This is a genomic window from Amycolatopsis sp. WQ 127309, assembly GCF_023023025.1.
GTDB lineage: Bacteria > Actinomycetota > Actinomycetes > Mycobacteriales > Pseudonocardiaceae > Amycolatopsis.
The window spans coordinates 540,895-562,322 of sequence record NZ_CP095481.1 but is presented as its reverse complement, the minus strand read 5'-3'; the positions used below and the strand labels follow the sequence as shown (position 1 = coordinate 562,322).

Annotated in this window: 15 protein-coding genes; 4 read left to right on the top strand and 11 right to left on the bottom strand. The window is 71.5% G+C overall.

The window, feature by feature from the left end; all coding sequences use genetic code 11:
* Nucleotides 1–105 precede the first annotated feature (105 nt).
* The gene (locus tag MUY22_RS01990) at nucleotides 106–1,077 is read left to right on the top strand and encodes a hypothetical protein (RefSeq protein WP_247056382.1); all 972 of its coding nucleotides are present in this window, start codon (nucleotides 106–108) and stop codon (nucleotides 1,075–1,077) included.
* 57 nt (nucleotides 1,078–1,134) lie between these two features.
* Nucleotides 1,135–2,880, top strand: a complete 1,746-nt coding sequence (locus MUY22_RS01985) for a hypothetical protein (protein WP_247056380.1) — start codon at nucleotides 1,135–1,137, stop codon at nucleotides 2,878–2,880.
* Between the two features lie 757 nt (nucleotides 2,881–3,637).
* On the opposite strand, the gene MUY22_RS01980 is transcribed toward MUY22_RS01985, so the two are convergent.
* From MUY22_RS01980 to MUY22_RS01960, 5 genes are all read right to left on the bottom strand, one after another.
* Nucleotides 3,638–4,030, bottom strand: coding sequence for an STAS domain-containing protein (locus tag MUY22_RS01980; RefSeq protein WP_247056378.1), 393 nt, complete (start codon nucleotides 4,028–4,030; stop codon nucleotides 3,638–3,640).
* 63 nt (nucleotides 4,031–4,093) lie between these two features.
* Nucleotides 4,094–4,567: a sigma factor-like helix-turn-helix DNA-binding protein gene (locus tag MUY22_RS01975; RefSeq protein WP_247056376.1), complete on the bottom strand. Its 474-nt coding sequence runs from the start codon at nucleotides 4,565–4,567 to the stop codon at nucleotides 4,094–4,096.
* Nucleotides 4,564–4,743, bottom strand: coding sequence for a hypothetical protein (locus MUY22_RS01970; protein ID WP_247056374.1), 180 nt, complete (start codon nucleotides 4,741–4,743; stop codon nucleotides 4,564–4,566). The genes MUY22_RS01975 and MUY22_RS01970 overlap by 4 nt, the downstream gene beginning before the upstream one ends.
* A 101-nt stretch (nucleotides 4,744–4,844) precedes the next feature.
* On the bottom strand, nucleotides 4,845–8,315 hold the full coding sequence (locus tag MUY22_RS01965) for a ricin-type beta-trefoil lectin domain protein (protein WP_247056371.1): 3,471 nt from the start codon (nucleotides 8,313–8,315) through the stop codon (nucleotides 4,845–4,847).
* 380 nt (nucleotides 8,316–8,695) lie between these two features.
* On the bottom strand, nucleotides 8,696–9,649 hold the full coding sequence (locus MUY22_RS01960; protein ID WP_247056369.1) for an alpha/beta hydrolase: 954 nt from the start codon (nucleotides 9,647–9,649) through the stop codon (nucleotides 8,696–8,698).
* Between the two features lie 77 nt (nucleotides 9,650–9,726).
* Between MUY22_RS01960 and MUY22_RS01955 the strand changes: the two genes are divergently transcribed.
* Nucleotides 9,727–10,290 carry a TetR/AcrR family transcriptional regulator gene (locus MUY22_RS01955; RefSeq protein ID WP_247056368.1) on the top strand — a complete coding sequence of 188 codons (564 nt, stop codon included), beginning with the start codon at nucleotides 9,727–9,729 and terminating at the stop codon, nucleotides 10,288–10,290.
* 56 nt (nucleotides 10,291–10,346) lie between these two features.
* The gene (locus MUY22_RS01950; RefSeq protein ID WP_247056367.1) at nucleotides 10,347–11,840 is read left to right on the top strand and encodes a serine hydrolase; all 1,494 of its coding nucleotides are present in this window, start codon (nucleotides 10,347–10,349) and stop codon (nucleotides 11,838–11,840) included.
* A 6-nt stretch (nucleotides 11,841–11,846) separates the two neighbouring features.
* On the opposite strand, the gene MUY22_RS01945 is transcribed toward MUY22_RS01950, so the two are convergent.
* From MUY22_RS01945 to MUY22_RS01920, 6 genes are all read right to left on the bottom strand, one after another.
* Entirely contained in the window at nucleotides 11,847–13,061 is a 1,215-nt protein-coding gene (locus tag MUY22_RS01945) for a cytochrome P450 (RefSeq protein ID WP_247056366.1), read from the bottom strand.
* 45 nt (nucleotides 13,062–13,106) lie between these two features.
* Nucleotides 13,107–14,120, bottom strand: coding sequence for an ABC transporter substrate-binding protein (locus MUY22_RS01940; RefSeq protein ID WP_247056364.1), 1,014 nt, complete (start codon nucleotides 14,118–14,120; stop codon nucleotides 13,107–13,109).
* Nucleotides 14,121–14,514: 394 nt separating this feature from the next.
* Nucleotides 14,515–17,232, bottom strand: a complete 2,718-nt coding sequence (locus MUY22_RS01935) for a hypothetical protein (protein WP_247056362.1) — start codon at nucleotides 17,230–17,232, stop codon at nucleotides 14,515–14,517.
* Nucleotides 17,233–17,371: 139 nt separating this feature from the next.
* Nucleotides 17,372–20,158, bottom strand: coding sequence for a hypothetical protein (locus MUY22_RS01930; RefSeq protein ID WP_247056360.1), 2,787 nt, complete (start codon nucleotides 20,156–20,158; stop codon nucleotides 17,372–17,374).
* Between the two features lie 69 nt (nucleotides 20,159–20,227).
* Complete coding sequence (locus MUY22_RS01925; protein WP_247056358.1) at nucleotides 20,228–20,626, bottom strand: DUF5684 domain-containing protein; 399 nt, start codon at nucleotides 20,624–20,626, stop codon at nucleotides 20,228–20,230.
* Nucleotides 20,627–20,776: 150 nt separating this feature from the next.
* Nucleotides 20,777–21,334 carry an ester cyclase gene (locus MUY22_RS01920; RefSeq protein ID WP_247056355.1) on the bottom strand — a complete coding sequence of 186 codons (558 nt, stop codon included), beginning with the start codon at nucleotides 21,332–21,334 and terminating at the stop codon, nucleotides 20,777–20,779.
* Nucleotides 21,335–21,428: the final 94 nt, after the last annotated feature.

Sequence of the window (21,428 nt, the reverse complement as noted above, 5' to 3'; positions counted from 1 at the left end):
AACCCTTTCGGGTAAAAGAAAATAACTGGGATCTACCCCAATCCGGTGATGACGTTCGCCCCGAAAGACGACTGACGGTGAAGTCGCCACTCGAAAGGGGGTGAGATGATGGATACTTCCCTGACGGACACAACGCCGGCCCCGCACCCGTTCGTGCTGCGGATGCTGATCTTGGCCGGCGCGTTGTTCGGGTTCACCGTGCTGGCCCTGCTCGTGTCGGGCACCGCGAACGCTGCCGAAGGTTCGCCGCCACCCGACCGGCCCGGCCTGCTCGACCAAGCCGGGCAAACCGTGCACGGCGTGCTCGAGCCCGTGGAACCGGCCCTCAAGCCGGTGACGGGCACCGTGCACGCGGTGACAACGCAGGCGGAACCGGTGCTCAAGCCGGTGACGGGCACCGTGCACACGGTGACGTCGCAGGTGGCGCCGGTGCTGAAGCCGGTGACGGACACGGTGCACGCCGTGACGTCGCAGGTCGCGCCGGTGCTGAAGCCGGTGACGAGCGGGCTCGAGCCCGTCGTCGCGCCGCTGATCCACGCGGTGAAGCCGGTGACGAGCCCGGTGCTCTCGGCCCTGCGGCCGGTGACCCAGCCGGTGCTGCACGCGCTTTCTCCGGCGACGGAGCCGGTGCTGCAGTCGCTGTCGCCGGTGACGGAGCCGGCACTGCACGTCACGGCGCCCGTGGCCGCCCAGCCGGTCCGTCCGATTCGGACGGACCAGGTGGTCCCGGTCGTGACCGGGCAACCGGCCGTGCCCCAGCCGCGTGAGGGTGCCAGTGCCTCGCCGGTGCAGGCGCGGGTCTTCGCGGTGGTCCACAGCGGTTCTCCCCGGGCGGTCGCGAAGACCGCCGGCACCGCGGTTCCGATGTCCGGATCCGGCGGTGGCGGGTTGCCCGCCGACGTGTCCGGCACGAGCGGTGCGATGTCGGCGAGCCCGGGTGGTCAGCACGGTGGTGAAAACGCCGTGACGTCCGCCGGTTCGCGGGTGCTCGGCACCGACCGGGCCTGGCGCGCGCCACCGGGCGCCGCGTGGTCGTTGTACTGGCTGGTCTTCTACGGAAACGACCATCCGAGCTGACTTTCCCTTTCCACCTCCGGAAATCCATAAAGGACAGATGGTAAGGAAAGGGAAGTCATGCACAAGTACGTGCGACGCGGCCTGACCGCCGCATTCATCTCCGGCGGGTTCGTCCTGCTGGGCAGTGCGGTGGCCAGTGCGGACACCGGCACCACGAACCCGCTCGGCGGGCTCGGCAACACGCTGCACTCGGTCGTGACCGGCACCGCCACCGGCGGCAACGGCGGGACCTCGGGCAACGGCGGCAACGCGACCAGCGGCAACACCGCTGTCAGCGGGAACTCCGGCAGCTCGGGCAACTCCGGTTCCACCGGCGGCAACAGCGCCTACGGCGTCTGTGTGCTGGCCAAGTGCAACACCACGGTGTCCTCGGGCAACTCCGGGAACACGGGCGCGACCGGCTCGACCGGGAACGCCTCGAACACCAGCACCACCACCGGTGGTCACTCCGGGAACGCCGGTAACGGCGGCTCCGGGACGTCGGTGGTCTCGGGCAAGAACACCGCGGACTCGCGGGGCGCCCGCGGTGTCGGCAAGGTGCTCGGGACCGTCACGGGTACCGCGAAGGGCGGCAACGGTGGCAACTCCGGCGACGCCGGGAACGCCACCAGCAGCAACTCCGCGACGTCGGGGAACTCGGGCAACTCCGGGAACTCCGGCTCGACCGGTGGCAACAGCGCCTACGGCCTGTGCCTGCTGGCGCAGTGCACCACTTCGGTGACCTCGGGTGACTCCGGGAACACCGGCGCCACCGGTTCGACCGGCGACGCCACGAACACCAGCACCACCACCGGCGGGAACTCGGGCGGCGCGGGCAACGGTGGCGACGCCACCGCGGCCGGCACCGGCCACAACTCCGCCACGAACAACGGTGGGCACGGCTGGGGCTGGAACCGTCAGGGCGGCGACACGGGCGTCCTGGGTTCGGTCACCGGCACCGCCAAGGGTGGCAACGGTGGCGGCTCCGGCGACGCCGGGAACGCCACCAGCCACAACTCCGCGGTGACCGGGAACTCCGGCAACTCGGGTGACTCGGGCTCCACCGGCGGCAACACCGCCATCGTGTGGACCCTGGGCGGCCAGGACAACGGCCGCGGCCACCAGAACGGCGGCTGGAACCACGGCGGCTGGAACAACGGTGGCTGGGACAACGGTGGCTGGGACAACGGTGGCTGGAAGCACGAGGGCACGAAGTCGGCCACCACGGTGACCTCGGGCAACTCGGGTGACACCGGCGCCACCGGCTCGACCGGCGACGCCACGAACACCAGCACCACCACCGGCGGGAACTCGGGCTGGGCGGGCAACGGTGGCGACGCCACCGTCGTGAGCACCGGCAAGAACTCCGCCACGAACAACAACGGTGGGCACCGCTGGAACCGTCACAACCAGGGCGGCACCAGCAGCGTCTCCGGCACGGTCACCGGCACCGCGACCGGCGGCAACGGTGGCAACTCCGGCGACGCCGGCAACGCCACCAGCGGCAACGACGCGGTGAGCGGCACGTCCGGCAACTCGGGCGACTCGGGCTCGACCGGCGGCAACACCGCCGTCACGTCGACCCGTGGACACGAGCAGCAGGGCCGCCACCACGGTGGCTGGAACGACGAGAGCGGCACGAAGTCGGCCACCACGGTGACCTCGGGCAACTCGGGTGACACCGGCGCCACCGGCTGGACCGGCGACGCGGGCAACACCAGCACCACCACCGGCGGCAACTCGGGCTGGGCGGGCAACGGCGGCGACGCCGGCGTCATCGCCTCGGGCTGGAACACCGTCGCGCACAGCCCGCACACCGTCTGACGGACGCGGGAGAACGACCGAGCGGGGGCACCGGAATCCGGTGCCCCCGCTCCGTGCGTGTCAGGGTGTCGGCCGCACCGAGCCTGGCCACACTGACTCTGGCCGCATCGAGGCCGGTCGCGCCGAGTCTGGCCGCACCGAGTCGGGCCGCATCGAGTCTGGCCGCATCGAGGCCGGTCGCGCTGAGTCTGGCCGCATCGAGGCCGGTCGCGCTGAGTCTGGCCGCATCGAGGCCTGGCCGCACTGAGCCTGGCCGGCATCGAGGCCTGGTCGCATCGAGCTTGGCTGCGCCGAGTCTGGCCGCATCGAAGGCGGTCGCATCGAGCCTGGCCGCATCGAGGCTGCCGCACCAAGGCCGGTCGCACCGAGCCTAGCCGTAGCGAGGGCGGTCGCATCGAGCCTGGCGGCACCGATCCCGGTCGCATCGAGGCCGGTCGCGCCGAGGCTGCCGCACCAAGGCCGGTCGCGCCGAGCCCGGCCGCGCCGAGGCCCGGTGCATCGAGCCTGGCGGCACCGATCCTGGTCGCATCGAGGCCGGTCGCGCAGAGCCTGGTCGCACCGAGACCAGGTGCACCGAGCCTGCCGCGCCGAAGCCGGTCGCATCGAGCCTGGCCGTATCGAGCCCGGCGGTACCGAGCTTGGCCGCACTGAGCCCGGCCGCGCCGAGCCCGGCGGCATCGAGGCCAGCCGCACCGACGCCGGCCGCGCCGAGCCTGGCCGCGCCGAGCCTGGCCGCACCGATCGCGTCAGGGCCGGGTCAGGGCAGGGCCAGGGCGTCGTCGACCGTCGGGACCAGGGTGATCAGTTCGTGCGCGCCGGCGAGCTGGATGGTCTTGAGGACCGTCGGGCCGTCCGCCACCACCCGTAGCCGCGTGGGGTTGTCGTCGGCGTCGCGGCTGGCGCGGACGATGGCGTTGATGCCGCTCGAGTCGAGGAAGGTCACCGCCGTCAGGTCCAGCACCACGGGCCCGGCCGCGGCCGCCTGGATGGCGGTCAGGGTCCTGCTGAACTCCGGGACGGTCAGGAGGTCGAGCTCGTCGGCCACGGCGACGACGACCGCGCTGCCACGGCGGCTGACACTGCACTGCAAGGCCGGCTGCTCGTCGGGGATCACCAGCGGCGGCGGCTCAGAGGGTTCGTTGCTGGACACGGGTCAAGTCTCTCCCGGCCGTCCGGCGTCCGCAGCGTGGTCCCCGAGGTCGAGTGCCGGTTCTCACTCCGGGAGCGTCGCGCTCGAGGTCACGGTCCGCAGCGCGGCCCGCAGCAGCCGGGCGATCTGCGGCGGCGTCCAGCCCGTGCGCGTGGCGAGTTCGGCGGTCGTGAGGCGGTCGACGGCGGTGGACCACAGGGCGAACCGCTGCCGCGGCGGCAGCTGCGTCACCTCGTCGAGCAGGACGGCGTCGCGCAGGGCCGCGTCCAGCGTGGCGCGCTCGATCCGCGGCGCCAGGTCCGCCCGCAGCACCACCAGCACGCGGGCCCGCACCTGCCGCTCGGCGGCCGCGTCCCGGCACCGCCGGTCCACCTCCGGGGCCGCGGCCAGCACCCGGCGGCACAACGCCGTGCTCGTGCGCTGGGAGCGCCCGGTCTGCTTCGCGACGCGGTAGACCAGCGTCAGCATCCGCCCGGGAAGATCGGTTTCGGCGGACTGCCAGGTGAGCACCGGCCGCGTGCGGCTGTCGGTCGTCATCCGTCCACCTCGGCGCCGGTCCGGTCGGCCGGAACGCCGGGCAGGTGGCTCAGCAGCCAGACGAGCTCGGCGGCGTCGATCAGCCCGGCGTCGGCCGCGCGGATCCAGGCGCCGGCGGCCCGGCGGGTGAACTCTCGCGTGAGGAGGGGTCTGGTCGCGTGCTGAACGCTGTTCATCAGCTGCTCCCGATCGGCGAGTGGTGCGTGTTCGGCCACCGGGGTCCGGGGGTGCCGCGACTTGGTGTGATTCTAACCCGCGCCGGTCGCCGCCGCAGTGGTCAGGACCCCAAACCGAACCGTTGCGCGGCGGAGGAGTTGCAGTCGTAGATCCGCAGCCGGTCACCGGCCTTCCCGGCGTTGTCCGGGTCGTCGAGGCACCGCCCGGAGCCGACGTTGCGCAGCGCCCCGCCCGCACCCGCGACCCACTGCTGCGCGGCGCTTCCGTTGCAGTCCCACAGCTGGACCGGGGTGGTGTTCGCGGTGCCGGCGTTGACGACGTCGAGGCACTTCCCCAGCGTCCGCAGCGACGCATCACCCGGCGCGGACCACCGCTGCGCGTCGGTGCCGTTGCAGCCGTAGAGCTGCACCCCGCTGCCCGACGCGGGGTAGGCGTCGACGACGTCGGCGCACAGCCCGGCCGGCCCGGTGACCGGCGCCGGCGGGAAGCGCCAGGCCTGGTCGGCGGTGTCGGCGCAGTCGGCCAGGCGCATCCCGTCGCCCGCCGTCGTGGCGGCCAGGCACCGGCCGGCGTTCAGCAGCTTGCCCGCCGTGGTCAGGCTCCACGCCTGCGCGGCCGTCCCGTTGCAGGTGTAGAGCTGGACCGGCGTGCCGGCGGCCGTCGAGCCGCCGGCGAGGTCGAGGCACTTGCCGAGCACGCGCACCGTGCCACCACCGCTCGGCGGGGTGAGCTGCTGGCCCGCCGAGTGGTCGCAGGCGGCCAGTTCCAGCGCCGTGCCGTCGGCCGACGCGCCGCCGTGGACGGCGAGGCACAGGCCGCCGCGTCCGGTCACCTGGCCCGCCGCCGGGTTGTCGGCGGCGGTGCCGGTCAGGGTGACGGTGTGCCGGGCGTTCGACGGCAGGCTCGCCGTCGTCACGGTGACCGTGCGGGAGTGCGCGTTGTACGCCCACGCCGTCTCGGGCAGCCGCTGCCCGTCGACCGAAACCGCCGTCGGCGCGGCCGTGTTGGCCAGCCGCAGGGTGTAGGCCTTGGCCGGGGAGGTGCCGGCGGCCGCGTCGACCGTCAGCGTCTTCGCGGCGTCCTGCCAGCCGAACCGGGTCGTCGACGACGCTCCGGCGCCTTCACCGGAGTCCTCGTACAGCGAGAAGTTCCCGTCGGCGCCGGCCGTCACGTTCAGCGTGAGCTGGTCGAGCGGCGCGGCGGCGTTGTCGGCGTAGTTCGTGCGCAGCGGCACCACGCCGCCCGCCTTGACGAGCACCGGCATCTCCGACAGCGGCTTGGTGATCGTCGCCGTCGACGGTCCCGTGTAGACGGTCCCGGTGAAGTAGTCGGTCCAGGTGCCCGGCGGGATCCACGCGGAGACCGAGCCGCTTGCGGTGGTGATCGGCGCGACGAGGACGTTGTCGCCGTACAGGTACTCCTGCGGGTGGGTGTAGGCCGCGTCCTGGTCCGGGTAATTCAGGTAGAGCGGCCGGGTGATCGGCACGCCGGTCTGGTTCGCCTGCTTGGCGAGGGTGTAGGTGTAGGGCACCAGCGATTCGCGCAGCCGCAGGAACTTCTCCGCGCTGTCGCCCGCCGCGCCGGGGTAGTCCCACGGCAGCCGGTCGCCGTGGTCGGAGTGCAGCCGGTCGATCGGCTGGAACGCACCCAGCTGCAGCCACCGCGCGTAGAGGTCGTCGGGCAGGTGCCCGCCGTGGAAGCTGCCGATGTCGTGGCTGACGTTGCTGAGCCCGGCGGCCGCCTCGTCCGGCGTGAAGCGGGCTTCGTAGGCGAGCATGTCCCAGCTCAGCGGGGTGTCGCCGGTGAACTGGAGGGTGTTGCGGCGCTCCGACCACGGGCCGAGCGGGTAGCTGCTGTGGATGCCGCCCTGTTCGGCGCCGCCGATGCGGCCGAAGGAGAAGCCGCGCAGGCCCTGGGCCGCCGCGTGGTCGGCGTAGGCCTGGTTGATGAAGTTGTCCGGCGCGACACCGGTGTCCGACGCCGTCGACCGGCCGCAGCCGGAGCAGTAGTCCAGCCACCACGTCCGGACGCCCTGGGCGTCGAACGGCTTGTGCAGGTCGAAGTAGGAGCGCAGGTGCGCCGGGTTCGACCAGTCCCACACGTAGTTCGAGCCGTCGGCGATCAGGCCGCCCGCCGTGGCGTTCGCCGCCGCGAAGCGCGGGTCGTTGCCCGCGATGGACGTGTGGATGTTGAGCGAGACGGCGAGGCCCTGCTGCTTCGTCCAGTTCAGGAACCCTTGCGGGTCCGGGAAGAGCCCGGTGTTCCAGTTCCAGCCGTTCCACTGCGACGGCGACTTCCAGTCGGTGTCGACGACCAGCCAGTCGATCGGGGTGAAGCTCGAGCGGAACTTCGGCAGCAGCGAGGTGCGGTAGTCGTTGTCGGAGTAGGCGAAGTAGCGGGAGAACCAGACGCCGTAGGCGGACCGGGGCAGCAGCGCCGTGCCGCCGGTGAGGGCGTTGAGATCGCCCAGGCCCTGCTTGAAGTCCTTGCCGTAGCCGAAGAAGTAGCCGTCCTGGTAGGGCTGCGCGCCGTGCGACGCCCGGTCCGTGACGGTGCGGTCGGCGTTGAGGACCGCCGAGCGCGTGTCGTCGAGCAGGTACCAGCCGTCGCGGTCGAGCAGGCCCGGGTGCTGCGGCGTCGGGACGGCCTCCGGGTTGTCCAGCGAGCGGTCCCAGCCGCCGAGCACGGACTTGGGGCCGGCGCCGTAGGCCGTGGTGAGCAGCGAGGTGTCGGCGGCGGGGTAGGCCCCGGTGGCCGTGGTGACGGCGAGGCTGTCGAGGTTGACGTTGCCCGAGTCGCCGGATTTGCGGTCGATCCGGACGGCGTTCGTCCCGGCGTTCAGCGGGACCGTCACCGACGCGGTCACCCAGGTGTTCCAGGACGACGTCGCCGGCAGCGAGAGCTTCGGCCCGGGCGCGCCGTTGACGGTGGTGGACAGCGTGCGCGTGGTGGTCTGGCCGTCGCCGCCCTGGGCGTTCGCGTAGCGGACGGTGAGCCGGTACTGCCCGGCCGACGGCACCGCCGAGACGTCCTGGGCGAGCGACGCCCCGACCGAGGTGAAGCCGGCGAGGAAGCCCGAGCCGGTGTTGCCGGTGTGGTCGTAGGCGGTGGCCGCCGACCCGCCCGGGACGCCGTTTTCGGCTTCGCAGGCCGTGCCGAAGGCGCAGTAGGACGGGAACAGGGGAGCGACGGTCACGTTCGTCGTCGTGAGCAGCACCGACGTGTTGTCGCGGGTGAACGGGCCGCTGTTCTGCCGGTACCGCAGGGTCAGGCCCGCGGTCCTGATCTCGCGGACGCCGCCGGTCACCGTGGTCGTGTAGGCCGGTGCGGGGAAGGACCGGTTGACGGCGTTGAAGGTGGTCAGGTCCTGGAACCGGTCGTCGCCCGCGTATTCGAGCCGGATCAGCGTCGGCGTCAGCACCTCGAACCGCGCGTGCCCGTCCTGGACGACGGCTTGGTCCACCTGCTGGGGTCCGAGGTCCTGGGCGGCGGCGACACCGGTGACCGTGGCGACGCCCGTCACGACGGCGACCAGGGTGTGGATCAGCTTCAGCGACGGTGATCGGAACACGCGCACTCCCTTGTCCACGCAGACCTGCTGATCCACTGTCAACGTTGTCCACCGGACATGTCAGCCGCCGAATGCAGCAGAACCGGCCGGAGCGTCCACAATGGACGGACCACGGCGGGGCGCTGGTCCGGTGCGGTGAACTCTTTCGGGTACCGGCGGTTCGCCCGGGCCCGTGCGGGGTAAGCCGGGGGCGAGACGGTCTTCGCCGGTCAAACAGCCGGCCGGTGAAGACCGTCTCGGCCGCTCCGGTCAGGCCGCCGCCACGACAGCGTCACGGCCGGGAGCGCGCTGCTCCGGTCCAGCTCAGCGGCGGCGCAAGCTTGTGTCGCCGGAGGTGTCCTCAGCGCGAGACGGCCGAGCCGCCCCGCGCTCGGTGCGGGTCACCGGTCCGCTCCCGCGTCGAGGGCAGTGCGGAGGAACTCGAGGATCTCCGCCCGCGCGGCCCCGGCCTGCGGCGCCACGCCCGGCATGCTGAGGAACGCGTGCCCGGCGCCGGGGTATTCGCTGAGCCGCACGGAAGTCCCGGCCGCGCGCAGCCGCCCGGCGTAACGACGGCCGTGGTCGGCCACCGGGTCGTCGGTCGGCACCACCACGAGCGCCGGCGCCAGTCCGTCGAGGTTTTCGGCGTACAGCGGGGAAACCGCGCGGGCGTCGGCGCCCGGCGGCACGGCGAGCCGCTGGAACAGCCGCAGCTGCCCGGTGGTGAGCGTCGGGCTGCCGTCGTACTCGGTGGCCGACGGGTAGTCGAGCATCGTGGCGGTCGCGTCGACGGCGGGGTTGACCAGCACCTGCGCCCGCAGCGGCAGGCCGGCGTCCTCGGCCCGGATCGCGGCCAGCGCGCAGATCAAGGCACCGCAGCTCTCGCCGAAGACGGCGGTCCGCGCCGGGTCGATCCCCCACGGCCCGGCGTGGTCCAGCAGGTGCCGCAACGCGTCCCAGCCGTCGTCGACGGCCGCCGCCAGCGGGGTGACGGCGTCGAGGAGCCGGTGCTCGACCGAGACGACGACCGCGGGCAGCCGGGCGGCGACGTGGCTGGTGACCCAGTCGCACTGCGCCGCCGTGCCCACGAAGCCGCCGCCGTGCACGTGGAGCACGAGCGGCAGGACGTCGTTGCCCGCGACCGGCCGGTGCACCCGGACCGGCAGGTCGCGGCCGGGCAACGCCAGTTCCTGCCACGCGATCGCGGCGCCGGGATCCGGTTCCCCGGTGATCACCCGCGCCGCCGCGGACGCCCGGACGCGGTTCTCCGCCTCGCGGTAGGCAACCAGTTCCTCGTCGGTGATGGCCGACCAGTCGGGCTCGGGCGGCCGCTGGGCCAAGGTGGTTTCGCTCATGCGCTTCTCCTCGCTTCGCCAATTACGCTACCTCAGGTATCGATACCAAGGGTAGCGAAAACCGGTATCGTCCGGCCATGAATTCCGCCCGGCCCCCCGGCCGCCCCCGCACCGGCGTCAACGAGGTGGTCTTCGCGGCCACCTTGCGCACGGTCCACGCCCTCGGCTACGCGGCCACGGTGGAGCGCATCGCCACCGCGGCCGGCGTCGCCAAGACGACGATCTACCGCCGCTGGCCCTCGAAGGGCGAGCTGATCGTGGACTGCCTCCTGGACGCGTTCGGCCCGCTGCCCCTGACGGGCGCGAGCCGGGTGGAGCTGATGGCGTCGTCGATCCGCTGGATCGCGGCGAAGATCGCCGAGCCCGGGGTGGGCGACGCGTTCGCGGGCGTGTTCAGCGACGCCGTCAGCGACCCGGCCCTGCGCGAGATCCTGGCCGCCCGCCTGCAGGACCCGTACCGCGAGGCGCTCCAGGACGCCCTCGACGAGCCGGCGAACCGGGTCCTGTTCTTCATCGACGTCGTCGTCGGCACCCTGCTCCACCGCATGGGCATGACCGGCGAACCCATGGCGGACAACGACGTGGCGGCCCTGGTGGAGATGGTCCTGCCCCACTTCACCGCGGGGAAGCGCACCGGATGATCACCTTCCGGACGGGCCGCGACTAGGGCATCCTTGGCGGCCTGACGAGGAGGATCATGCTCGACGATGTGATGACGGCGCTCGACTCCGTCCTGCCGCGGCTGGCGGCGGTCACCGGCACGCCCGGGGTCGCCGTCGCGGTGGCGACGAGCACCGAGCTGCGCACGGCCGCGACCGGGTTCGCGGACCTGGCCGCGGGCGCGCCGATGACCGCCGAGACCGTGGCGCCGGCGGGGTCGCTCACCAAGCCCGTCACGGGACTGGCCTTCATGCAGCTGGTCGAGGCGGGCGAAGTCGGCCTGGACACGCCGATCGACGCGCTGCTGCCCGCGGGGCTGCGCGGTCCCGGCGCGGCGCCCGTCACCACGGCCATGCTGGCGGCCCACCAGGGCGGCTACTACAACGACATCGTCACGGCCACGGCGTTCGAGGCGCCGGCCGAACCGGTCCTCGACTACGTCCGCCGTCGCCACGAAGCCGGGCGCGCGGTCGAGTACGGCGGGGCGCTGCCGCTGGTGACGACGCCGGGTCCGTACTCGTACTCCAGCTTCGGCGTCGGCGTGCTGGGCGGTGCGCTCGAGCACCTGACCGGGGACGCCTACGGCGCGCGCGTCCACCGGGACGTCTTCGCCCCGGCCGGGATGACCGGCACGAGCATCGACGACGGCACGCGGAACCCGTGGGCGACCGGGGCGCCGGGCCGGGGCACCGACCGGGCGACGGGGTACATGGCCTTCGGCGACTGGTGCGTGCCGAGCCCGCCGCTGCGCACCTCGGCCTACCCGGGCGTCGGGATGCACACCAGCGCCGCGGACGCCGGGCGGCTGCTGCAGTCCTTGCTGCGCACCGCCCGCGGCGACCGCGGACTCGTCCGGCCGGAGTCGCTCGCGGCCATGGTGACGCCGCGGGTCGCCCGGCCCAGCCACGGCGCGCCGTCGTTCTCCGGCCTGACGCTCGAGCTCGCCGACCCGGCGCTGGGTGACGACTGGTGGTGGGGCCACACGGCGGCGTTCCCGTGGGGCTTCTGGTGGGAGGCGCGGGTCTGGCCGCACCGCGACCTCGCCGCCGTCGCGGTCGGCACCCGGTGGGACATGGCCCGCTTCCACAACCCCGCCACCCGCAGCGCCCCCGGCCTGGCCGTCGAGTGGGCCGGCCGCTGGGCCGTGTCCGGCGTCCCCGAAACTCTCCCGGACATGGACGCGCGCCCCCGCTGGACCGGACCCAGCCCGACGCCGGACACCTCGCGCTGGATGGGGGTGCTGGCCGGGGAGCGCACCCACGGCCTGCTCGGCGTCACCGACCCGCTACCGGCCGCGAAGCTGACCGCGATGACCGAGGGAGCGCGCTGCCTCGGCGACGCCGTCCCGGACGGCTGGGACCCGGACGCGTTCACGCGCGGGGTGGCGCAGGCGCGCGCGGTCGCCCCCGATCCGGACGCCCTCGGCGCACTGGGCCGGGACCTCGGGCCCGCCGCGGCGCTGTGGATGCTCGAGTGCGGGGCGTCGAGCGCCGAGGTGACGATGCCGGTCGGCTTTTACGCGCGGGCGTAGCGACGATCAGCGCAGGCGGACGTCCAGGTTGACGCGGTGGCGCCCGCGCGGCAACGGCACCCACGCCGGCTCGGTCACCGGGGACACCTCGGGAAAGCGGGCGAACAGGGTGCTCAGCGCGACCTCGGCTTCCAGCTTCGCCAGCGCGACGCCGAGGCAGAAGTGCGGCCCCCAGCCGAATCCGACGCTGCCCTCGCGGCCGCCGTACAGAGCCTGCCACCGCACGTCGGTGTCGTGGGGGTGGGCGAACTGCGCGGGATCGCGGTTGGCCGCCCCGAGCACCGCCTGCACGGCGTCACCCGCGCTGATCCGCACGCCGCCGACCTCGAGGTCGGTCGCGGCGTAGCGCAGCCGGGCGAGCTGCACCGGGCCGTCGGTGCGCACCAGCTCGCGCACCGCGGCCGGCCAGAGCTCGGGCTCGGTACGCAGCAGCTCCCGCTGGGCGGGGTCGCGCATCAGGGCGAGCGCCGCGTTGGACAGCATGTGCGCCATGGTTTCGTGCCCGGCGAGCACGAGGAACACCAGGACGGCCACGGCGTCGACGTCGGTCAGGTCGTCCTTGGCGACGACCTGGCTGATCAGGTCGTCGCGCGGCTCGGCGCGGCGCCGGTCGATCAGCGCGTGGCAGAAGGCGAACATCTCGCCCAGCGTCGGCGTGATCTGCGCCGGGTCGCCGCCGACGAGCACCTTGCCCCAGCGCCACCAGTCCGCCCAGTCGGCTTCGGGGACCCCGACCAGTTCGCAGACCACGGCCATGGCCAGCGGGTAGGCGTACTCGTCGAGCAGGTTCACCGTCTCCGCCGCGGCGAAGCCGTCGAGCAGCTCGTCGACGATCTCCTGCACCCGGGGCCGCAGCGTGGCGACCTGGGCGGCGCCGAAGGCGTGGCTGATGCTGCGGCGCAGCCGGGTGTGCTCGGCACCGTCCAGGCTGAGCAGGCTCGCCCGCAGGTAGGGCAGGTGTTCCGGGGGCGTGCCCAGCGCGAGGAACGCCTGCTCCTGCGTCTGGGCACCCACCCCCGGCAGGCCGGTGGGATCGTTGCGCACGGCCGGGTCGGAGAGCACGGCGCGGACGTCGTCGCTCCGGGTGACCAGCCAGCCCTCCTCGCCGCCGGGCAGCCGGGCCCAGCAGACCGGTGACTCGGCGAGGATGCGGTCGTAGCCGGACAGGGGGTCGTCGAGGATGGCCGGATCGCGCAGGTCCACAACGGGTTCGGGCGGCACCCGGCCATCCTGCCACGAAGATCGCCCCGGGCGGAGCGGCCCGCGTCACTTGCCCGGCTGTGGCCCGAGCATCGTGTTCACGTCGATGGGCGACGGGATGGCGCCGAGCTGCAGCAGCAGGTCCGGCACCCGCTGCAGCCGCCGTGAGTCCAGGCTCGACCCGTAGCCCGGCAGGGTGAGCAGCTTGGCCGTGTCCTCGTCGATCTTGGCGAACCGCACCAGCAGCGGCTCGACCTTGGCGCGGTCGTTGGTGGCCTCGTGGGTGGCCTTCTGCATCGCCCGCTGGAACGCGGCCAGCGTCTTCGGGTTTTCCCGCACCCACTTCTTCGTCGCGCCGAAGCCGGTCAGCGGGAAGTCCTGGGTCGCGCCGGTGTTGATGTCGATCACCGGGATCGCGCCGGCCGTCTTGGCGGCCTGCGTGATGTAGGGCTCCGGCAGGTACGCGGCGTCGGCCTCGCCCTGCTGCAACGCCGCCGCGATGTTCGGCAGCGGGATCAGCACCCACTTCACCTTGCCGAAGTCCACGCCGTGGTCCTGCATCACCGAGCGGGTGAGCAGATCCGACGCGGTGTTCTTGGCCGTGATGGCGATCTTGCTGCCCGCCAGGTCGAAGATCGTCTTCACCGGCGAATTCGGCACGGTGACGATCGCGTTGGTCTTGGCGTTGACCGACGTCGCGTCGGCGACCAGTTCCATGTCGGCGGCGCCGGTGCTCTTCGCGATGAAGAACGGCGGGTAGGTCGAGAACGCGATGTCGGCCTCACCCGAGATCGCTTTGGTCAGCGAGGCCTGCCCGCTGGCGGCGACCACGGACTGGACGTCGAGGCCCTCGTCCTTGAAGAAGCCGCTGTCCTGGGCCAGCCAGAACGGCCCGAGGTCCGTGGTGGGCAGGATCGAGACCTTCAGCGCCGTCTTCTCCAGGCCGGTGCCCGCAGAGGCTTTCGAATCGGTCGAACCGAGTGCCCCGCAGCCGGTGACGAGGGTGACGACGGTGGCGGCCGCGAGGGCGAGGGTGGCGCGAAGAGCGCGATCCCGGCTGCTCCTGGCGATTCCAAACAAGACCTGCTCCTTGACGGAGATGATGGTTGATGTACCGAATCCAAAGAAGCCGGGTGAATAATTCCCGGAGTCAGGCAGGTGACTGTAGGGACCTGCGAACCGCGTGGCAATGCGTTGGTGCGCCCCAAAACCGGGATTTCACCAGAATGGCGGTGCGTATTCTTGATCGACGATCATGAATTGATCTTCGCTGCGCACGGCGTAATTCTACGGATCGCTGCGGCCGATCGGCGGGGCGCTGCCGATTCCTCCGGCCACGGCCGCCGGGATCGCGGATTCGCGAAGGAGCCGGTGGTGGCGGGTGGTGACCGGTGGTGTGCGGTGGCCACCCATCCGGCCCAACGGTGCCGACTCCCGCTCACCATGAGAGTCCACTGTGGACTCCGCAAAGTGCCTAAGCGGTGACGCGAAAAGCGTCGATCATGCCGACGGACGTGCTGCGGTTGACGATCCGGACGGTGTGCTGCGCCGCGCTCAGCCCGCTCTTCTGCCAGACCACCTGCTGCACCTGCCGCGCGCCGTCGGCGTGCAGGTCCACGGTCGCCTGGAAGGTGTTGTCGAGGTAGACGTCGACGGTGCCCATGTCGCCGTTGCGCTCGGAGAGGTACTGGATTCCGGTGCCGGTGAAGGAGTAGTTCGCGGTGGCGCCGACGACGGTCGAGTGGTGCGTGTCGTCGTTGTAGTCGCCGTAACCGCGGTTGGTGGTGGCGAACCAGTTGCTGTCGTAGCCGGCGGCGGTGTCGTTGACCAGACCGCCGCCGCCGGCGTTGAGGCCCAGGGTGGAAGCGGTGCCGCTCAAGGCTTTGGCGCCCTGGTTCGGGCTGCCGGTCAGCCGGGTCGTCGCGTACGAGGTCAGCGGCTTCGCGGTGCGCTCGACGACGTAGGTGGTGCCGCCGGCCGTGGGGAACTCGAACTCCGCGTCGGTGGTGGTCAGAAGGACCGTGTTGTCCGACGCGCGCCGCACGCGCACCTGCTGCCCGCTCCAGGGGTTGACGACGTGCGCGGTGGCGCCCCACTGGCTGCGCAGGCCGACGTACTTCGTCTCGTTGGCCTCGCGCTCGGCGCTGACGAGGAAGCCGTTCTTCGCCAGCAGCGTGAACTTCCCGACGAACGCGGAGTTTCCGGGCACGGCCGGGAAGACGCGGATCTTGTCGTTGTACGACTGCAGCAGGGCCTCGTTCATCGCGGAGAGGGTGACGCCGTGGTACTCGAAGACGCCGTTGGTGTTGCTGGTGAACCCGTTGGGGTAGTTCTGGTACTGCCGCAGCATCCGCTTCACGCCGTCGAAGGTCTGGTCGCCGAGCCCGAGCCGCGCGGCCTGCACGGCGTCGTTGGCCCAGACGTTGCCGTAGGGGAACGGCCGGCTGTTCCAGGCGTTCAGGGCGGTCTGGTAGTCGGGCGCGCCGATGCCGGTGACGTTGTAGGGCCAGATCAGCTCCGCGGCGACGTTCTCGTTGTTGCGCGTCTGAGCCAGTGGCGGCTGGTGCGGCTGGTACGCGCCGTTCTGCTGCGGGTAGGCGACGAGGTTGCCGAGGACGCGCTGCCACTCGGGGCGCAGGTTCGCGTCGGCGCCGAGCTGCTGGGAAACCTGGATGGCGATGGGGAAGATGCTGCGCACGGCGGCGAGGTCGGTGATGGCGTTCGGGACGTTCCAGTACGTTTCGTGCGCGTTTGAACTGGCCATGGAGTACTTGCCGTTGCCGTCGACGGAAAGCATGCGTGAGTAGAACTTCGCCGTTTCCCGGATGAACGGGTAGGCGACGGTGCGCAGGTAGTTGTCGTCGTTGGTGTAGCGGTACTGCAGGTACATGTTGTACGCGGCTTCGTAGCCGGTGGAGAGGATGTTCTTGGTGTAGTCGCTGCCGACCGTACCGCGCGCGTTGCCGTCCCAGCCCATGGTTTCCGGCACCCACAAGCCGTCGACGCCGTACCGGGTCCGGGTGTAGGACTTCAGCGCGGTGTAGTTGCGGCTGTAGAGGTTGTTGAAGGTGTTCATGAGGTCGACGTGATTCGAGGCCAGGAAAGAGTTGTAGACGTCGCGCTGGTTCCAGTACCAGTAGGCGTTGCTCCACTTCGTCTGGTCGCCGGTCGCGCGGAAGACGCCGTTGATGAAGTGGTACGGGTAGTTGCCGTAGCCGCCGGCGGCGATCAGGTACGTCGAAAGGTAGTAGACGTTCTCGAGGTAGTCGGCGTCGCCGCCGAGCCCGCCGTACTGGACGAAGGACTTGCTCCAGAAGCTGTGCCACCAATTCCGGTAGGCCGTGTAGGTGCTTTGGTAGCCGGTGGCTTTGACCGCGTTGAGCGCGGTTTTCGCCTGGTTGACGGAGTTGTTGCCGGCGGCGTTGAGCCGGGTGCTCGCTGTGAACCACACGGTGTAGCTCGACGTGGGGGTGATGGTGAGGCGCACCCGGCTGTTGTTGACGACGGAGGCGCTGTAGTTCGCGCCTTCGACGGTGGCCGCGAGGGTGTAGCCGAACTTCTGCGGGTCGGCCTGGCCGCGGCTGATCCCGGCGCCACTGGCGTCGGCGTAGCTGGACACCTGCCGCCAGGTGCTGATGTCGGGCACGTCGCCGCTGTTGGCCAGGTTCGCGACGTCCCACAGCGACAGTTCGAGGGTCACGCTGCTCACGCCGCCGCGGGTGTCGTCGACGTGGATGCCCATGACCTCGGAACCGGGCTGGCCCATGATCGTGACGGTCCGGTTGGCGTCGTACTTCGTCGTCAGCGTCCCGTCGTAGAGGGACAGCCGCTGCTGGTAGGAGGTGTAACCGGAGTCCATCGCCGGGGTGGTGGCCAGGTTGACCAGGCCGGCCCCGAACGCGGTCTGCTGCGACGCATCGACGTTCGACACCTGCATGGTCAGGCCGCCCGCCTGCCACACCATCGCCCCGGTGCGGCCGTTGCCGACGGTCAGGCCGTAGTCCGGGTTGGTGTTCGGCCGGTTGTAGACGATGTCGTGCTTGGCCAGGTAGCCGGCGTAGTCGACGTCGAGGCGGCCGGCCGCGGGGGAGAACGCGGCGTCACCCGGGGCGGCGAGCGCGGGCGAGGTGACGGGGACGGTGAGCGCGGCACCCAGCAGCACGGCGACGGGCAGCAGGCGGTTCGACCTCATGGAGCACCTTCCGGAGCCAGAGATATGATGAATCGATCAAATCTTGAGCGCGGAACCGGGCTATGAGCTTGTTTAAGGTTGTAGCAGACGTCAGGCATCGCGTAAAGAACCGATGTCTGGACCTTTAGGCGCTGGAGGCTTACGGATCGGGCGGGCACCAGGTGTCGGACGTCGGGCCGTTGGCGGCGCCGCAGAAGCCGTGCACCGACTTGTCGACCTCGCCGCCGGCCACCCCCATCACCGCGACCGGCTTGTTCTGCGGCACGTTCCGGCTGATGTCGCCGCCGTAGTCGATGATGCCGGTGACGCCTTCGAGGTACTTGTTGACCTGCTTGCCGTCCGGGCGCGAGGTGTGGATGGCGGTGATCTCGCGCCAGATCGCCCCCGGCGTCACCGGGATCTCGGCGGCGGTCTCCCGCAGGTACGCCGCCGCGACGATCATCACCTGCGCGGCGTCGTAGGCGAGCGCGGCGTGGCCGTCGTACGAGCGGCCCTCCGGCGTCCGCTCGAACGGGAACAGCGTCTGGTCCAGCGTCGTGTAGAAGTCGAGCGCCGCGCCCCTCGGCTCGGTGACCGGCGCGGTGGCGAACGACATGAAGTAGTACGGCAGCGCGCGGTTGCGCTGGCGTTCGCCCTGGTCGGCGACGAACCGCGTGACGTCGTCGTCGCCGATCACGGTGGCCCGGCTGCCGCACAGTGCGGCGCTGCTGATGAACTGGCCGAAGTCGGGGACGCCCCGGCCGGCGAAGAACACGAAGCCGTCGTAGGAACAGGTGTCGCGGCCCGCCGCGCCGGCGTTGCCCACCAGCGTCTCGCCGTACCGCAGGTGCGACGGCGGCCCGCCGGGACCGCCGTCCGGTGTGAACGCCCGCGCCTCGACCTGGAAACCCTTGTCCCGGAACGACTTCAGCGTGTCGTCGCGCAGGTTGGTGCTGTAGACGTCGGCGTCGTCGTCGGAGTAGTAGACGCGGATCACGCGCGGCCCCGGCAGCTGCTCGACGAACCCGGCCGCCACCGCGGCCTCGCGCCGGTTCTGCGGCGTGACCTGGAAGTACATCGGGTTCAGGTCGGCCAGCGGGTCGGCGGACAGTGTCGAGGCGACCATCGGCAGCCCGGCGTTGGTCAGCGCGGCGATGGTCTGCTGCGTCGGCTGGCTGCTCAGGTCCAGCCCGACCACGCCGACGATGCTGCGGTCCTGCTCGGCCTGCTGCCGCAGCTGGTTCGCCACCCGCACGCCCTGGCGCATGTCGCGGCCGGCGTTGGCGATGAGCAGCCGGACGATCGGGTCGGCCGACCCCGGGGCGTTCAGCTGCCGCAGCTGGGCGACCGCGAAGCCCTCCAGCGATTCGCGCTCGCTGGTCAGCCCCTCCGCGAGGTCGTTGGACGACGTCAGCGCCTCCAGCGCGACGAGCGTGATGTACGGCCGCTCCGGGTGGGCCTCGTGCAGCTTCTCCGCGCGGTGGTTCTGGTCCAGCACCACCGCTTCGACCTGCCGGATCGTCGCGTCCGACGGCTGGAAGAGGTCCTGGGCGCCGTCCGTGGTGCCGACGCACTCGCTGCCGGTCCAGGTCAGCCAGGGGTTGTCCGAACCGCAGTGCTCGGCGTAGGTGTCGTGGCTGCGGTAGGCGACGAACCCGGCGACCAGCGCCACCACCACGACCGGCACGCCGATCCGCGTCCACCGGCTCGCCCACCACGGCGGGCGGACCTGCCGCCGGAACCGGTAGTCGCTGCCGAGGGTCTGCAGCATCTGCTGGACCTTCGGCTCGTCGGCGTCGGCGGGCGGCCGGACGCCGATCGGCAGGTACCACGCGGTCGGCTGCCGTTCCCGCCGGTCGCGTTCGAGCTGGTTCTGCCAGGCCACGTAGGCCGCGCGCGCCTGCTCCGCCTGGAACTGCGGGCGGCGCGCGGTCGGCACCGCGTCCGGCGGCGGCGCCGGGCTGGCGCTGACCACCAGCAGCGGGTCGAACAGGCCGACCTGGTTGCGGACCGAGTTGACCAGTTCCAGCAGGCGGTAACCGCCGTTGCCGACGCTCACCTCGTCCAGCAGCAGCACCGGGTAGGTCATCCGGCGCCGCCGCCACACCCGCCACGGCCGCAGCCGGTAGGCGCGCCGCAGGTCCTCGAGGAACGCGTTGAGCAGCAGGCGGCAGACGTATTCGGGCGCCTCCTCCTGCCACTGCCCCTCGGTGAGCCGCCGCGCGAACCGCACGAAGCTGCCGGACATCTCCGGCGCCAGGTGCGGCTGCCGCAGGAACCAGCGGTACCGGCCGGACAGCAGCGGGACGCGCCCGGTGACCGCGATCCGGAAGGTCAGCAGGGTCAGCCCGCGCACGAGCAGCGAGAAGACCTTCCAGATGCCCTGGTTCTCCGGCAGCTGCTTGACCGCGTCCTCGGCCGACGAGCTGAACCGTTCGGCGAGGCTGATCCGCCGGATGGCCCGCCGCAGCACGCCGTCGGGATCATCACGGCCGTCGTGGTCCTGCAGCATCAGCCAGTAGACGAGGTCGAACAGCGGGAACGGCAGCCGGCTGGTGTGCGCCGTCGCGCTGTCACCGAGCTCCTTGCGCGCCTCCCGCAGGACGTCCCGGACGACGGTGACGGAGTCCGCGGTCGCCGCCCCCGCCTCGTCCCGGTCCTCGTGCTCGGCGAGCCCGGGCCGCGCGTACCGGATGCTGCCCTGCGGTTTCGCGGTCTTGAGCCGATCCGCGACGGCGGCCAGCACATCGGCGTTTTCCGGCGGCCGGACCAGGCACACCATCGGCAGCCCGCGCCGTTCGGACCGCTCGTCCTGGTAGTCGGTCCACTCGCACTGTTCGTCGAGTTTCCGCGGCCGATCCCCGAATCGCGGCCGCAGGCACAGCGCGCCGAGCAGTTTCACCAGCGCGTCGGCCCCGAGAAAGCCGAGCGGTCCCGTTCTCCCCATGGGCTCAGAATGGCACATTGGGAGCGCGGCTGGTCCCGGAAATGTACCGACAATGCCGGAACCGAAATCCTATCCCCGCTGGATGTCGGGCCCGCCGGCGGCGGCCGGACCGGTGTAGCGCGCCCCGCCGAAGCCGAGAATCAGGTAGCCGATGATGGAGAACACGAACAGCCCGAAGAACCCGAAAACCCCGCTCTTGCCGAACGCCTTCGCGACGTCGATCGAGACGATGATCGCCACGATCAGGTTGACCAGCGGGATCAGCAGCAGGAGCAGCCACCACCCGGAGCGGCCGGCGATCTTCAGCAGGATGTAGGCGTTGTAAATCGGGATGATCGCCGCCCAGCCGGGCCGCCCGGCTTTGGTGAACACCTTCCACAGCGCGATGATCGTGAGCACAGCGAAGATCAGGCCGGAACCGAACCCGATGCCGAGGCCGAAGACGGACGTCGAGTTTTGATCGTTCATGGAGCGGGAGTGTCCTTCCGGGAGCGTCAGTCGTGACGAGCGACCTTAGCGTCGACCGAATCGGCTCACCGCAGGTGGGCGGTCATTTCCCGCGGCTCCGAATATCGGGCGGCCCACCGCATTCGAACGCGCCGGGATCACGGGCGTTGCTCAGCCCAGCCGTCCGGCTTCCGCCGCGGCCCGGGTCACCGACTCCGCCGCGCGGCGGGACGAGCCGGTCAGCTTCCCGCGGGCCATCGCCAGGAGCACGGCCGGCTTCGGCGGGAACGCGCCGAGCTGGCTGAGCATGGTCAGGTCGTCCCGCACCGCCTCGTGACTCGTGACGCCGTCCGGGCCGACGCGCAGCACGTGGATCTGCTCGAAGTCCATGGCCCGGCCGGTGGCGGGCAGGATCTTGTCGGGCTTGCCGTCCCGGAAGCGGACGAACGGCCGGTTCTGCACCCCCTGCATCCGCAGCCGCACCCAGGCGACCCCGGCGTCGAAACCCGCGTCGAGCACCGGGAACCGCAGGTCGTCGAAGGCGGCGCGCATCCAGGCACCCGAGGCGAGCAGCGCGCCGGGCCCGGGCACCGAGCAGGCGGGCGGGGCGACCGCGGCCTCCCGGTTGACGAACGCCGGCGCGGCCACCGACCGCGCGAGATCGGGATCGCCGGTCACCAGGACCCGGAAGACGTCGATCGCGGACTGCAGCTCGGTGCTGGTGGTCACGGTTCCCTCCTCGGACCGGACCGCGTTGATCCGGCGTAGCTCCATCTAATGATAGTAATGCGTTCCAGTCAATGTGAAGCATGACGGTGAAGTA

What these genes read in the sequence shown, in the direction of transcription:
- MUY22_RS01970 (WP_247056374.1), bottom strand. Translation starts at nt 4,743, where the DNA reads ATGAACAGCGTTCAGCACGCGACCAGACCCCTCCTCACGCGAGAGTTC.
- MUY22_RS01935 (WP_247056362.1), bottom strand. Translation starts at nt 17,232, where the DNA reads ATGAGGTCGAACCGCCTGCTGCCCGTCGCCGTGCTGCTGGGTGCCGCG.
- MUY22_RS01960 (WP_247056369.1), bottom strand. Translation starts at nt 9,649, where the DNA reads ATGAGCGAAACCACCTTGGCCCAGCGGCCGCCCGAGCCCGACTGGTCG.
- MUY22_RS01925 (WP_247056358.1), bottom strand. Translation starts at nt 20,626, where the DNA reads ATGAACGATCAAAACTCGACGTCCGTCTTCGGCCTCGGCATCGGGTTC.
- MUY22_RS01955 (WP_247056368.1), top strand. Translation starts at nt 9,727, where the DNA reads ATGAATTCCGCCCGGCCCCCCGGCCGCCCCCGCACCGGCGTCAACGAG.
- MUY22_RS01950 (WP_247056367.1), top strand. Translation starts at nt 10,347, where the DNA reads ATGCTCGACGATGTGATGACGGCGCTCGACTCCGTCCTGCCGCGGCTG.
- MUY22_RS01975 (WP_247056376.1), bottom strand. Translation starts at nt 4,567, where the DNA reads ATGACGACCGACAGCCGCACGCGGCCGGTGCTCACCTGGCAGTCCGCC.
- MUY22_RS01985 (WP_247056380.1), top strand. Translation starts at nt 1,135, where the DNA reads ATGCACAAGTACGTGCGACGCGGCCTGACCGCCGCATTCATCTCCGGC.
- MUY22_RS01930 (WP_247056360.1), bottom strand. Translation starts at nt 20,158, where the DNA reads ATGGGGAGAACGGGACCGCTCGGCTTTCTCGGGGCCGACGCGCTGGTG.
- MUY22_RS01990 (WP_247056382.1), top strand. Translation starts at nt 106, where the DNA reads ATGATGGATACTTCCCTGACGGACACAACGCCGGCCCCGCACCCGTTC.